This window comes from Mesorhizobium sp. M0136 (genome assembly GCF_040322515.1).
Taxonomy (GTDB): Bacteria; Pseudomonadota; Alphaproteobacteria; order Rhizobiales; family Rhizobiaceae; genus Mesorhizobium.
The window spans coordinates 96,561-108,818 of the sequence record NZ_JAMYTP010000003.1; the positions used below are offsets into that span (position 1 = coordinate 96,561).

Sequence of the window (12,258 nt, forward strand, 5' to 3'; positions counted from 1 at the left end):
TGAAAAAACAACCACCCCCCTCAATTCGACTGGGACGACGACGTCGAGATTGCACTCGGCCCACTCGCCAAAGAAGCTCATATCCGAGATGCCCGCGAAACAATCCGCACAGCAGATTACCGGGCATAGCGGCGCTCGGCGATGTCCGACGTGATCGCGGGCAGCCTCACCGATGCGGGCCGGTGCCGAAAGGTTCGTCGGCAACTAAGGCATCGAGCCGAAGGCGGTGACGATTGCCGGTCCCGGCAAACCGGCATCGGTAGACCGCTGGCATGGTTTGATCTCTACTAGGCGAGCAACGATGTCATTTCAGCGAGTAGAGGTAGGCAGCGACGTCCCGCGCCTCCTGCTCGGAAATTCTGGTCGAAGGCATTGCTGTGTGCGGATTGATCTCCCTTGCGGCCCGTATCCAACGGACCATGTTGCGCGGGTTGTTGGACAATACGCCGCCGATATAGACCCGGGTGGCCAAGCTGGCGTCGAGGCGTGGACCGACCATTCCCTGCGCGCCGGGAACGCCGGCGATCGTGTGGCATCCAGCACAGCCATTGGCCATCATGATAGGTATGGCGCGGGCGCCAACACCGCCGGTTGCATTGTCGGCCTTCTGCTCCACTCGACGGCTTTGCTCGAAGTACAACGCGATCCCGGCCAGGGCTGCAACGAGCACGACAATTGCCGCGGCGCCGAGGATGGGTCCGGACGGAGTGAAGCGCGATGTGGCGCGCACGCCGATGCTGCTGGTGGCATTGTCCGTTTTATGCGCGACCCTGATGAGCCGCTCCGGCCACAACGTCAGCGCCGCCCAAGCTGCGGCCAGCACGGCAATTGCCGTCCCGGCACCAATGACCAGCTTAGACAGCTTGGAGCGCATGCGACGTCTCCCATCTTCTCTGTCCACTTGAGCGGATCCACAGGCCGGCCAGCAGCAAAGCCGCGCCGCCATAGATCAGGCTGGCCGGAACCCACATCACCAGCCCGGCGAGCTGCTGGTCCTCGAGCGGACTAAGGTTCCACAATTTCGCACCGGCTGCGTTTACCGGATACCACAGCCTTGGCGAGACCAGCAGCAGTACCCCGAGCAGGCCGGTATGCAGCGAGGTGAAGAAGAGGTGCATGACTGCGCTGCCATAGGCTTGTTCGCGGCCTGAACGCGGCAGCAGCACCCACCAGAACAGCAGCCCAGTACCGAAGAAGCAGGCATGTTGCGCATAATGCAGGACACCCCGTGCAAGCGCCGCCTCGAACAGCGCCGGAACGTGCCACGCCCATATCGCGACGCCGTGAAGGAAGGTCGCGGCAACGGGGCGGCTGATGGCGGCCCAAACGGTTCGAAGCACCTTCGCCTGCCCGGCTGCGCCAAATGCCAGCCGCAGCTTGATCGGCAATGCCCACATCATCGCCGCCGCCGGACGGGAGGCGACCAGCAGCGGTGCCGCCACCGCCATCAACAGCTCATGCTCGATCATGTGGGCGGTGAAGACGCGCTCACCCAATGCATGGAGCGGACTGACCAGTGCTGCCGCCAAAATGGCCCAGCCGGTCGCGAACAGCAGGGCTTGCCGCATCCGCAACGGGCGGCTGCGGGCGCTCCGCCGCCACAGCCGAAAGGCGCCTGCCGCGTAAAGCAGTGCGACCACGCCTAGTGGCAGCGTGATCGGCAACGCCAGCGTCCAGCCGGCCTGCGGGGCACCGGCACCGTAGCAGATCGAGGTCGAGAAAAGCGCGTCGAAGTTCATCGCAGACAGCCGTCGAGAATGAGCGAGGCGGCGCCTTGCATGACGATTACCAGCGCAAACAGCAACGCGCTGAGAATGCCGATATTGGCGACGAAATCTTCAGTGCCGCGCGCACGGTCCGGTTTAAAGGCGGCGCCACCTTGCTGGCGCGCCCGCCACGACAGCGCCCCGCCGAGCAAGGCCAGCACTGTCAGCATCAGCGCAACGACCGGTATGACAGGAATGCCGTGGGCGCACTGCCACTCCACGACCGCGTAATTCAGCTGCGTCGACACCGCCCAGGCCAGAGGCCCGGACAACAGCCCGCCCCATGATGTGCCCAAGCGAAGCGCACGCATCTCAGTCAAGCCTCGGCATCCAATAGATCAACAGATAGATCGGGATCCAGGTCGCGACCACGAAATCCCAGTAGAAGACGTTGTCGCCAACATCCCCGAAACGCCGCCCGCTATAGCCATGTCGCGTGAACATCAGGACCGTCAGCACCAGCGTGTCGCCGACGTCGGTGATCAGGTGTGTGGTGTGGAGGCCGAGCAGGACCCACAGCATTGAGCCGTACGCATTGGTATCCCAATAGATGTTGAGGGCCGGAAATTCGAACCACCGCACGACAAGCGGTGCGATACCGAGCAGCGTCATGACGATCAGGCCGATGCGCACGGGCACCATGGCACAGGCTTCGGCGTAGCGGTTCAGTATGTGATTGGGCACCACGCTGGCGAGCAGCAACAGTGTGACGATGGTGCCTGGCCAATGGTTGGGCGGCGGCACGCCCAATGGCCAGTCGGGCGACAGATAGGCGAGGTAAAGATAGGCGCCTGCGGCGAGCGCGAAGCCGGTGCCCTCCAGCGCCATGAAAGCGAGAGTGCCCCACCAGGTCGGGCTGCGCGGTCCGATCCCGAAGGTCGGGAGTTTGGAAAGATCGGCGGCAGGACGCTGTTTCATTCCTCATCCTCCGGATCGCCTTTCGGCCAGAACCAACCGATCAAAGTGATGGCGATTGGCCCGGCTCCCCAGACCACCGCCCACGGGCTGAAGATCGAATAGAGAAAGGTGGCGCCGACGGCGAGCGCGGCGAACAATGGCCAGATCGACGGCGTCGCCGACTTCTCGCGCACATCTGGATGCGCCTCTGCCACCGTCGAAATGACAAGTTCGCGCGCGTCGACGCGAAGCCCGGTCGCGACAGGCAGCGTGTCACGTTCGGCCCAGAGCGGCTCGGAGTGGGTAACCACCGGAATCCGAGCGAAATTATAGCTCGGCGGCGGGGAGCTTGTCGCCCATTCAAGCGTGCCCGCATTCCAGGGATTGTCCCCGGCCGGGGCGCCCCTCGAGGCGCTGTACACCAGGTTTATGGTGAACAGAACGAAGCTTAGGAACAGGACGACCGCGCCGGCTGTGATGAACAGGTTGATGTTGCCCCAGCCGAGCTCCACCGGATAGGTGTAGACCCGGCGCGGCATGCCCCACAGGCCGACAATGTGCATCGGAAAGAACGCCGCATTGAAGCCTATGAAGGCAAGCCAGAAGTGCCAGCGTCCAAGACGCTCGCTCATCATCCGGCCGGTGATCTTGGGGAACCAGAAATAGGTCGCGCCAAGCAGCGGGAACACCGACCCGCCGATCAGCACGTAGTGGAAATGCGCGGTAACGAAATAGGTGTCGTGTACTTGCAGGTCCAATGGCACCGACGCCAGCATCACGCCGGTCAGGCCGCCCGCGACGAACGTGAAGAAGAAGCCGAACACGAACAGCAGCGGCGTCCTCATTATCGGGCGTTCGTCCCACAATGTCGCCAGCCAGCAGAAGATCTGCAGCCCGTTCGGGATGGCGATCAGCATGCTCGAGGCGGTGAAGAAGCTCGCGCCGAGCTTGGGCAGGCCAGTTGCGAACATGTGGTGAACCCACAGGCCGAACGACAGGAAGCCGACCGAAATCAGCGACAGAACCATGCCCAGATAGCCGAATACCGGACGCCGGGCGAAAGCGGCGATGATCGAGGACACCATGCCGGTGGCCGGCAGGAAAATGATGTAGACTTCGGGGTGGCCGAAGAACCAGAACAGGTGCTGGAACAGCAGTACGTCGCCACCCTCGGCGGGATTGAAGATATGGGTGCCGACCAGACGGTCGAGGATCAGGAAGGTCGACGTGATCATGACCGCCGGCATGGCGAACACGATGACGAAGGAGGTGACCAGCATCGCCCAGACATAGAGCGGAATCTTGTCCAGCGACATGCCCGGCGCGCGTTGCTTCAGCACGGTGACGATGGTGGCAACCGCGACCGCCAACGACGACACTTCGGTATAGGTGATCATCTGCGCCCACACGTCGGAACGTTTGCCTGGCCCGAATTCAGGACCGGACAGCGGCACGTAAGAAAACCAGCCGACGTCGGGCGCCATGTCGAGTGCAAACGACACCCAGGCGAAGAGGCCACCGGAGAGATAAATCCAGAAGCTGAATGCATTGAGGCGCGGAAAGGCGATGTTGCGGGTGCCGACCATCAGCGGCACGAGATAGATGCCGGTCGCCTGAACGATTGGCACTGCAAACAGGAACATCATGGTCACGCCATGCATGGTAAATAGCTGGTTGTAGCGGTCCGGCCCGATCAGCCCGCGCTCCGGCCCCGACAGTTGGATGCGCATGGCAACGGCGCTGAGGCCACCGAGGCACAGGAAGACGAAAGCGGTGATCAGGTACCGCCGCGCGACAATTTTGTGGTCGACGCTCGAGAGCGCACCGATGATGCCCGGCACGGTCTGCCATGTCCGCGCCAGCCAGCGCTCGAGGCTGGCGTCGTCGAGGCCGGTATCGCGAGGGCCGTCGCGCTCGGGAGCCAGGTCACCCTTTTGTGCTGCGGCGCGTTGCTGGGCGAGGTCTCGCCCATGGGCTAGGTCGGCGCTGATCATTTCAAGCCCTCGAGATAGGCTACTATCGCATTCAGCTCGTCCCCGTTCAGTCCCACCACGGGCATGTGGGCACCTGGCTTGATCCCTTGCGGATCGGCTATCCAGGCTGCGAGATTGCCGCGGCTCATCGCCAGCGTTCCGGCAGCGAGCGTCCGCCGGCTTGCGATATGTGTAAGGTCGGGAGCGACCGTACCGCCGGCGATGGTGCCGCCGATCTTGTGGCACATCACGCATGGCCGTTTAAGGAACAGGTCGTGGCCGGTTTTGGCCTCGGTCGACAAGGGGGCAGCTGCCGGCCGCAGCTGATCGTTCAGCCACGCGTCGAAGACGGGCCGAGGTTCGGCGATGATGAAGGTGCTCATATTGGCGTGCTGCGCGCCGCAGAACTCGGCGCACTGGCCGCGATAGACGCCGGGCTTGTCAGCCTTCAGATCGAGAACGTTCTCGTGGCCTGGAATGAGGTCCAGCTTGCCCGAGAGGTTCGGCACCCAGAAGGAATGGATGACGTCGGTCGAGGTTACTACAAGCCGCACCGGCTCGCCCGCCGGGATGTGGATTTCATTGGCGGTCGTCAGGATGCGGTTCGGCTGATCGTTTTCGTAGCGCACCTCCCACCACCATTGATGCCCGGTCACCCGGATCGTCAGCGCCGCATCCGAGCCGATGGCGGCGAGCGTCCGGTTAGCGAAGTAGCTCAGCAGCGTCAGGCCGACCAGGATCAGGGCGGTAGCGGCGAGTGCGGCGACGACAATTCGCATCTTGCCGCGCTCGGCGGCAGCGTCGAGGACAAGCGGATCGCCGACCGGCGCGGGGCGTCGGGCCAATGGCAGGATCAGCACGGCCATCACCAAAAGCCAGACCACCGTGCACAGTGCTGTGAAGAACCAGATCAGCCATGCAAGCTCGCCCGCGGCCGGGCCTTTTGGGTCAAGCGCGGATTGCCAGCCGCTGCATCCTGCAAGGAGCAGCATGCAGGCTGCGCCGCAGCACACGCTGCAGACAAGGCGGTTCACGGCGACTTCCCCAGAGTCGCGGCATCCGGCAGGCGATTTTCGGACGGATGGGGCATCATGTCGTCGTCGCGGCTCGGCGCAGCCGATTTTGGCGCGTTGCCGCTCAACGCGCGGACGAAGGCGGCAAGCTCCCAGATCTGGTCGTCCGGGATCTTGTCCCGAAAGCTCGGCATGCCGTTTGGCCGACCGTCCCTGATCGTGGCGTGGATGCTTTCGATCGAGCTGCCATAGAGCCACTTCTGGTCCATGAGCGCCGGGCCCATGCCGCCACCGCCATTGGCATGGCAGCCGGAACAGTTGAACCAGTTGAACAGACGCTTGCCCTCGCTGAGGTGGAAGGCGTTGGCCTCGAACACTCCGGCCTTGTTGTTGGACGAGGCTGGCCGCTGGCCGCCCGGCTCGAGGGCTGTGACGGCTGCCGGTTGGTCGCCCGAGCCGAGCGCCGACTGTGGACGCGTGTCGCGTTCCTCACGCTGGCAACCGGCAAGAACGAGCATCGCCGACAGCACGCATGGAAGGCCGCGGTTCATCGCGCTGCCGCCCCGGCGACGTCGAGGCGAGGCACGTCATATGCCGCCAGGATTGCATCGATCTCGGCGCGGTGTTTGGCGAGCGCTGCGTCTACCTCGCTGCGCAGCGCATCGTCGTCGTGGCGCACGCCCATCGAGATGTCGTAGATCATCGGCAGCAGCGGACCGTCGATGCGCGGTGCAACCGGCGTAATCCGCAGCGGTACTTTTTGCCTGGCACCGAAGTAGCCGGCCAACGGTCCCCAGACGACGGCCATGTCGATGTCGCCATTCGCGACCGCCTCAATGATGCGCGCTGGCGGGTTCGGCGCCGAATAGTCGCCATAGACGGGGAAACCGACGAGATGACCGACGATGCCGCGACTGCCGAGCGCCTGGACGGGTGGCGAGTTGGCGCCGTCGTCGCCGATCAGCTGGACGCCGATGTGCAGATCGCGCAGGCGAGGATCGTTGAAGGACGCGATTTCCGGCGCATCCCTGCGTGTCACGAAGACGTAGGAAGACCGGTAGTAGGGCGCCGTGGTGCGCAGCATCTCGAGATTGGCGGGCGTGCCGGGCACCAGATCGCACAGGCCGGCTTTCAGCGTGTTGCGGACGAAGCCGCGCCGCTGTGCCCACCACGTGTAGGAAACAGTCGCACCCAGCTCCCGGGCGACGAGTTCGGCAATCTTGTTTTCAAAGCCTTCCCGGGCGGCATTGGAGAACGGCATGTTGTTGGGATCTGCGCAGATCCTCAACTCGCGCGCATCGGCAACGGCGGCCACAAGCGAGAGCGCCAGTGCGCCAACCGCGGCGGCAAGCCGCCGCGAACGCGTTTTCCGTGAGCACATAACGCGGCCGATCGTCTCAAGGCAGCCGGAACACATACAGCGTACCTCCCGGCGTGGTTACATCCTTCAGATCCTTCATGACGTTGACGAAGCCGAGCGCGGCGGTGGCGTCGCGCGGGTCGAGATCGCCGGATACGATCGCACCGGCCCAGCCACCGACGCCCGAAAGAACCGCAACATATTGGTGCCCGTCCGGGCCGCGATAGGTGATCGGCTGGCCGATGATGCCGGACGACGTCTTGAACTGCCAAAGCAGTTCGCCGGTCCTGGCGCTGACCGCCTTGAACCAGCCTTCCATCGTGCCATAGAATACGACGTTGCCGGCGGTGGCGACGGCGCCGCTCCACACCGGAAAGTTCTCCTTCAGGCTCCACGCCGGTTTGGCGGCGGCGACATCCCAGGCAGTAAATGCACCGCGATTGCCGCCCGGCCCGGGAATCATGCGCACGTTCATGCCGACATAGGGCGTGCCGGCGATGTAATTCACCTCGACGCCTTCTTCGTCCATGCACATGTTATTATGCGGGATGTAGAGCAGGCCGGTCTTGGGCGAGAACGCCGAAGGTTGCCAGTCCTTGAGGCCCGATGCGGTGGGACAGATGTCGCGGACGACCTTGCCGGTGCCGGTCTTCTTGTCCGGATTTACAATCAGCCGGCCGGTGTTCAGGTCGACGCCCTTGCTGGAATTGACAGGCCCGAACGGCACTGCCGACAGTACTTCGCCCGTAGTGCGGTCCAACAGATAGACGTAGCCGTTGCGTTCCGGTCGGACCAGCACCTTGCGAGGCTTGCCCTGCCAGGTCATGTCGAGCAGCACCTGTTCGTTGATGCCGTCGTAGTCGTGCAAATCGTGCGGGGTCCATTGGTAAAACCATTTGGCTGCGCCGGTGTCGGGATCGCGGGCAAAGATGCCGGCCGTCCATTTATTGTCGCCGGGCCGCAGATCCGGATTCCACGGACCGGGATTTCCTGTGCCGTGGAAGATCAGGTTGAGGTCCGGGTCATAGGAGATCCAGCCCCACACATTGCCGCCGCCGATCTTCCAGGCGTCGGGCGGCCACGATGTCACCCCGAGATCCTTGCCCTTATCCATGTCGTAATGCGGCTTGAAATCGGGGCCGATCAGCACCTCGGCGTCCGGGCCGGTATTGTAGGCCGTCCAGACGACGTGCCCGTCGCCGGCGTCGAGCGCCTTGATCCAGCCGCGTACGCCCATTTCGCCGCCGGAATTGCCGACCAGTACCTTCCCCTTCACCACCAGCGGCGCCATGGTGATGGTCTCGCCGATATTGATGTTGCCGATATGGGTGTTCCAGACCGGTTTGCCGGTGGCCGCATCGACGGCGATGGCATGACCATCGAGCGTGTTGAAATAGATGTGCCCGTCGAAGAAGGCCGCACCACGGTTGACCACGTCGCAACAGGCAACTCCCTGCGCGGCGGGCTCGGGGTTGGGCTCGAATTTCCACTTCATCGGCGCGCCGGGCTTGGTAAGGTCAAGCGCATAGAGGATGTTGGGAAACGGCGTCACGATGTACATCGTGTTGCCGACGACCAGGGGCGCAGCCTCCTGGCCCTTGTTGACGCCGGTCGAGAAGGTGAAGGCCACCTGCAGGTTTTTGACGGTGTCTTCGGTGATCTCCGCAAGTTCGCTGTAGCGGGTCGAGGCGTAGTTCTTTGCCGGCATCGCCCACTGGCCGTCGTCGGGCGGAGCAGCTGCGGCCGGCGGATTTATCGCAGGGCTTGATATTGACTGCGCAACCGCCGCCGTCATCAGTCCAAACCCCGCCAGCAGCGTCCATCCCAGCATCGCAGCCATTGGTCTGTTTCCGCCTTTGGCTGACACACGAGTTTTCGCCGCCACCTGTCGCCCTTTCCTCATTTGCGTATCGAGCCGCCGACCCCGGCGCCAAGCTCCGCCGCCACGTCCGCCTCGCTTCCGGCACACAATGGATGGCCCCAGCCGGAGGCGCTCTTGCCGCCGGGATCGAGGTCGTAAATGATAGCGTCCTTGCGGTTTGGGTTGACGCCTGCCGGTACCTTGTCCAGCCCGAGCGCGGCGCGCACACGCCAGGCGACATTGTGGTCGGCACAGGAGGAATCGCCGCTTATCCCCAGGGCCCCGACGATCCCCTTGCCGTCGTAGAGAGCCAGGCCGCCGCCAAACACGACGACACCGCCGATAGGCTTTCCCAGCAATGGATCGCTGGGGCTTCCAAACGTCGAAGGATCGCCGGCATAGGCCACCGCTGGATTGACCGGATTGGTGGCCTGCAGGCCGAATAGAGGACCGCCGGGCTGCACCGGCGCATAGAGGTTCGCGGTGGACAACGCCATGTGGGCGAGGCTGAGCCCGTTGGCGGTATTGGCTTTTTCGGCGGCGATCAGCCGGCTGCCAGGCCACTGGGCGTCGGCGGTAGGCCCACTGAAGGCGACGGCGCAGACAGTTCCGTCGCGAGCCACGACTGCCGCCCATTCATTAGTGTCGAAGCCGCCATTGCCGGGACCGCCGCTGGATTTGACGCTGGCCTTGAGGGCGGCCAGCAACTTGTCATGGTCGGCCGGGCAAGGTGCTTGAGCCCAAGCCTTTTGCTGGACGGCGCCGATCGTAAGCAGGAACAGACATAATGCTACCGAGACAATCCGATGGCGATCCATTAGCTGCGCTGTCTTTGTTGAACACTCTCCAACGCGTAGGAGGCGCAGAAGTGCCAAAGGGAACGAAATAAATATCGGATTCGGTCGGACAAACTCGGGGACCGGAACTCGGGACAGCCGATCTGGGTGTTGGCACTCAACCGGAAATCGGAGTTATTCTTGGGATGGTCCATGCGCCGTCGGAACAGAGCAGCACTTCTGGCAGTTGTGTCGAATGCTGTCCGCAGTCGAGCAACTGGCTCAATCGGTGAAAGAGCGACGAGCTATCTTGTTCGTTGGAGCCGGGGTGTCGATGAGCGTCGGCTTGCCGTCTTGGCAAAAGCTCATCGAGCACATGCAAAACGAGCTCGGCCTTGACGAGGACATGATCGGCGCACCGGAGGCTAGCTATCAGGCGCTTGCCGAATATTACCGGCTGAAGCAGGGGAGCCTCGGCCCTTTGCGCAGTTGGATGGATCGTGAATGGAGCGTCTCGCGGGAAGAAGTACAGCGGTCGGCAATCCACAAGCTCATCGTATCGCTCGATTTTCCGATCATCTACACCACCAATTATGATCGCAACCTCGAGGTTGCCTTCGAGATTCATGGCCGGCCCTTTGTGAAGGTGGCCAACGCAAAGGACTTGCCCAAGACGACCGGCGAGGTGACGCAGATCATCAAATTCCACGGCGATTTCGACGACGACAAATCGCTGGTCCTGGCGGAGACCGACTATTTTGACCGGCTTTCGTTCGATTCGCCGCTCGACGTGAAGTTTCGCGCCGACGCACTGGGGCGCACCATCCTGTTCATCGGCTACAGCATGTCTGATATGAACATCCGTCTGCTGTTGCACAGGCTTTGGCAGACCTGGCGACGGTCTGGCTACGAGAAGAGCCGCCCGAAATCCTTCATCTTCATGTCGCAGCCGAGCATCGTCCAGGAGGCTGTTCTCGGCCACTGGGGCATCGATATGCTGACCGAAGAGGCCGACGATCCTGAGGACGCGCTGCTCGCGTTCCTGAACGAACTCAAGGATAGGGTGGGCCGGCCAGACAGCGCGTGAGAAAACCTGCGGAAAGCGGATTGGTCCGGCAGTGGAACCGACTGATCCGATGTGAGTTCGGGAGGACTAACGTATCCGGGACCGAGCCTGAATGGGCGCACGCAAACACAAGCGAAGAATGCATACCAAACACGACCTGTCGGCCGAGTTGGCCTATGAGATCGATTTTTTTGCCCGCAGGTGCGGCCTGACGAGGGACGAAGCACTCAAGACGATGCGAGATGCCGGCCGGTTGAAGGACAGCGCGAAGGCATCTTACGAAACCGGGGCGAAGTAGCGGCGTGGATCCCGCTTCGTGGACGGCTTTTGTCGGAACGGTCATCCTGATGCAGATGCCGCCGGGGCCCGACAGTCTGCTGGTGATTGCGCGCGGCATCGGGCAGGGCCGTGATATTGCCCTGTTCACCGTCCTCGGAATGACCCTCGGCGCCGGTATGGTCCAGCTGCCGCTCCTTGCCCTCGGCATATCGTCGCTGCTCCAGGCATCGCCGCTTGCCTTTGCCATGCTTCGCTGGGCGGGTGCAGCTTATCTCGTTTGGCTTGGATCGCGTCTGGTGCTGTTGCCGTCAGCCAGCGTCGCCGTCGAGGAGGCGCGCAATGTCAGACCGCTTGTGGCCGCACGCGAAGGAATGATCGCCAATCTGATAAATCCTTGGCCGATAACCTTTATGGTGGCATTCCTTCCGCAGTTCGTCGATCCTGCTCGCGGATCGGTCACGCTGCAATTGCTGCTGCTCGGTGGCACCCAGAAAATGACCGGTGTGCTGGTGCTGGGCACATATGCACTCGCATCCGGCACGCTCGGGGCCTGGATTATGAAACGACCGAAGGTAAGGCTCTGGCAGCAGCGGGTGGCAGGCTGCGTCGTCGTCGGTCTCGGTATCCGCATGGCAGTCGGTGGTGGCGCGCACCGCTGAGGATCGAGCGATGCAGCGGCCGCCGATGGAACATCCGCCGACAATTTTCGTTGACATGCTCCACAAGGCGAAGAGGTCGAGCATGTCGAAGTTCCAAGCCGCTACCCCGGAGCGTTTGCAGCAGCTCAGGCTTGAGGCAACGGCGCACTTTGCGCCACTCATACTGCGCGAGGCGCTGGTGCGTCTCTGCCGGGCTTGCGGAAGCGATAGCCTCGAACGTTTCGAGAAGACCATGGTCGACCAAATCGAGGCATTGCGTGACGAAAACGCCGATTTCGACACGATGAAGGAATTTGCCATCGAACAGCTCTATGGCTGGATTCGAGAAGTCAGGTCTTCACCGGACATGACACAGCCGCTGGAGAGCGTAGATACCCGAAGGACCCCCGGCCGCTCTGAAGAGCCGCAAACGCTGGAAGACCAGTTGCAGGCAGGCCTGGAAGATTCCTTCCCGGCAAGCGACCCACCGGCTGTTGTGTCCACCGCGATTCCCGGCGGATCGAAGAAGCTGGTCGGAACCGACGAGGTCCTCAGGCAACAGCGCGAGAAAAAGGCCGAGAACGCCAATCATTCGCGATAAACCAAGCTTTGGGCGGAACTGCAGGGAG

At 62.8% G+C, this 12,258-nt stretch carries 14 protein-coding genes; 4 read left to right on the forward strand and 10 right to left on the reverse strand.

The window, feature by feature from the left end:
- Nucleotides 1-304: 304 nt before the first annotated feature.
- From NKJ35_RS04180 to NKJ35_RS04225, 10 genes are all read right to left on the reverse strand, one after another.
- On the reverse strand, nucleotides 305-874 hold the full coding sequence (locus NKJ35_RS04180) for a c-type cytochrome (protein ID WP_352645199.1): 570 nt from the start codon (nucleotides 872-874) through the stop codon (nucleotides 305-307).
- Entirely contained in the window at nucleotides 855-1,739 is an 885-nt protein-coding gene (locus tag NKJ35_RS04185) for a cytochrome c oxidase assembly protein (protein ID WP_352645201.1), read from the reverse strand. Before NKJ35_RS04185 ends, NKJ35_RS04180 begins: the two co-directional genes overlap by 20 nt.
- On the reverse strand, nucleotides 1,736-2,077 hold the full coding sequence (locus tag NKJ35_RS04190) for a hypothetical protein (RefSeq protein WP_352612694.1): 342 nt from the start codon (nucleotides 2,075-2,077) through the stop codon (nucleotides 1,736-1,738). The genes NKJ35_RS04185 and NKJ35_RS04190 overlap by 4 nt, the downstream gene beginning before the upstream one ends.
- Before the next feature lies 1 nt (nucleotide 2,078).
- On the reverse strand, nucleotides 2,079-2,684 hold the full coding sequence (locus NKJ35_RS04195; protein ID WP_352612087.1) for a cytochrome c oxidase subunit 3: 606 nt from the start codon (nucleotides 2,682-2,684) through the stop codon (nucleotides 2,079-2,081).
- Entirely contained in the window at nucleotides 2,681-4,657 is a 1,977-nt protein-coding gene (gene ctaD, locus NKJ35_RS04200; protein ID WP_352645203.1) for a cytochrome c oxidase subunit I, read from the reverse strand. Before ctaD ends, NKJ35_RS04195 begins: the two co-directional genes overlap by 4 nt.
- The gene (gene coxB, locus NKJ35_RS04205) at nucleotides 4,654-5,628 is read right to left on the reverse strand and encodes a cytochrome c oxidase subunit II (protein WP_352645205.1); all 975 of its coding nucleotides are present in this window, start codon (nucleotides 5,626-5,628) and stop codon (nucleotides 4,654-4,656) included. The genes ctaD and coxB overlap by 4 nt, the downstream gene beginning before the upstream one ends.
- A gap of 38 nt (nucleotides 5,629-5,666) precedes the next feature.
- Nucleotides 5,667-6,200 (reverse strand): c-type cytochrome, encoded by a 534-nt coding sequence (locus NKJ35_RS04210; protein ID WP_352476448.1) that lies wholly within the window; start codon nucleotides 6,198-6,200, stop codon nucleotides 5,667-5,669.
- The gene (locus tag NKJ35_RS04215) at nucleotides 6,197-7,066 is read right to left on the reverse strand and encodes a substrate-binding domain-containing protein (RefSeq protein WP_352645207.1); all 870 of its coding nucleotides are present in this window, start codon (nucleotides 7,064-7,066) and stop codon (nucleotides 6,197-6,199) included. Before NKJ35_RS04215 ends, NKJ35_RS04210 begins: the two co-directional genes overlap by 4 nt.
- Complete coding sequence (locus NKJ35_RS04220) at nucleotides 7,047-8,804, reverse strand: methanol/ethanol family PQQ-dependent dehydrogenase (RefSeq protein ID WP_502904611.1); 1,758 nt, start codon at nucleotides 8,802-8,804, stop codon at nucleotides 7,047-7,049. Before NKJ35_RS04220 ends, NKJ35_RS04215 begins: the two co-directional genes overlap by 20 nt.
- A gap of 104 nt (nucleotides 8,805-8,908) precedes the next feature.
- Nucleotides 8,909-9,688, reverse strand: coding sequence for a heme-binding protein (locus NKJ35_RS04225; RefSeq protein ID WP_352645211.1), 780 nt, complete (start codon nucleotides 9,686-9,688; stop codon nucleotides 8,909-8,911).
- A 214-nt stretch (nucleotides 9,689-9,902) separates the two neighbouring features.
- Here NKJ35_RS04225 and NKJ35_RS04230 point away from each other — a divergent pair, with 214 nt between their 5' ends.
- The 4 genes from NKJ35_RS04230 to NKJ35_RS04245 all read left to right on the forward strand — a co-directional run bounded on the left by NKJ35_RS04230 (nucleotide 9,903) and on the right by NKJ35_RS04245 (nucleotide 12,230).
- Nucleotides 9,903-10,733, forward strand: coding sequence for an SIR2 family NAD-dependent protein deacylase (locus NKJ35_RS04230; protein ID WP_502894251.1), 831 nt, complete (start codon nucleotides 9,903-9,905; stop codon nucleotides 10,731-10,733).
- A 118-nt stretch (nucleotides 10,734-10,851) separates the two neighbouring features.
- Nucleotides 10,852-11,010 (forward strand): hypothetical protein, encoded by a 159-nt coding sequence (locus NKJ35_RS04235; RefSeq protein ID WP_352645213.1) that lies wholly within the window; start codon nucleotides 10,852-10,854, stop codon nucleotides 11,008-11,010.
- Nucleotides 11,011-11,014: 4 nt separating this feature from the next.
- Nucleotides 11,015-11,650 carry a LysE family translocator gene (locus tag NKJ35_RS04240; protein ID WP_352645215.1) on the forward strand — a complete coding sequence of 212 codons (636 nt, stop codon included), beginning with the start codon at nucleotides 11,015-11,017 and terminating at the stop codon, nucleotides 11,648-11,650.
- Nucleotides 11,651-11,660: 10 nt separating this feature from the next.
- On the forward strand, nucleotides 11,661-12,230 hold the full coding sequence (locus tag NKJ35_RS04245; RefSeq protein ID WP_352645217.1) for a hypothetical protein: 570 nt from the start codon (nucleotides 11,661-11,663) through the stop codon (nucleotides 12,228-12,230).
- The last annotated feature ends 28 nt before the right edge of the window (nucleotides 12,231-12,258 follow it).

Coding starts and splice junctions, on each gene's coding strand:
- NKJ35_RS04180 (WP_352645199.1), bottom strand. CDS start 874: ATGCGCTCCAAGCTGTCTAAGCTGGTCATTGGTGCCGGGACGGCAATT.
- NKJ35_RS04185 (WP_352645201.1), bottom strand. CDS start 1,739: ATGAACTTCGACGCGCTTTTCTCGACCTCGATCTGCTACGGTGCCGGT.
- NKJ35_RS04190 (WP_352612694.1), bottom strand. CDS start 2,077: ATGCGTGCGCTTCGCTTGGGCACATCATGGGGCGGGCTGTTGTCCGGG.
- NKJ35_RS04195 (WP_352612087.1), bottom strand. CDS start 2,684: ATGAAACAGCGTCCTGCCGCCGATCTTTCCAAACTCCCGACCTTCGGG.
- ctaD (WP_352645203.1), bottom strand. CDS start 4,657: ATGATCAGCGCCGACCTAGCCCATGGGCGAGACCTCGCCCAGCAACGC.
- coxB (WP_352645205.1), bottom strand. CDS start 5,628: ATGCTGCTCCTTGCAGGATGCAGCGGCTGGCAATCCGCGCTTGACCCA.
- NKJ35_RS04210 (WP_352476448.1), bottom strand. CDS start 6,200: ATGAACCGCGGCCTTCCATGCGTGCTGTCGGCGATGCTCGTTCTTGCC.
- NKJ35_RS04215 (WP_352645207.1), bottom strand. CDS start 7,066: ATGTGTTCCGGCTGCCTTGAGACGATCGGCCGCGTTATGTGCTCACGG.
- NKJ35_RS04220 (WP_502904611.1), bottom strand. CDS start 8,804: ATGACGGCGGCGGTTGCGCAGTCAATATCAAGCCCTGCGATAAATCCG.
- NKJ35_RS04225 (WP_352645211.1), bottom strand. CDS start 9,688: ATGGATCGCCATCGGATTGTCTCGGTAGCATTATGTCTGTTCCTGCTT.
- NKJ35_RS04230 (WP_502894251.1), top strand. CDS start 9,903: ATGCTGTCCGCAGTCGAGCAACTGGCTCAATCGGTGAAAGAGCGACGA.
- NKJ35_RS04235 (WP_352645213.1), top strand. CDS start 10,852: ATGCATACCAAACACGACCTGTCGGCCGAGTTGGCCTATGAGATCGAT.
- NKJ35_RS04245 (WP_352645217.1), top strand. CDS start 11,661: ATGCAGCGGCCGCCGATGGAACATCCGCCGACAATTTTCGTTGACATG.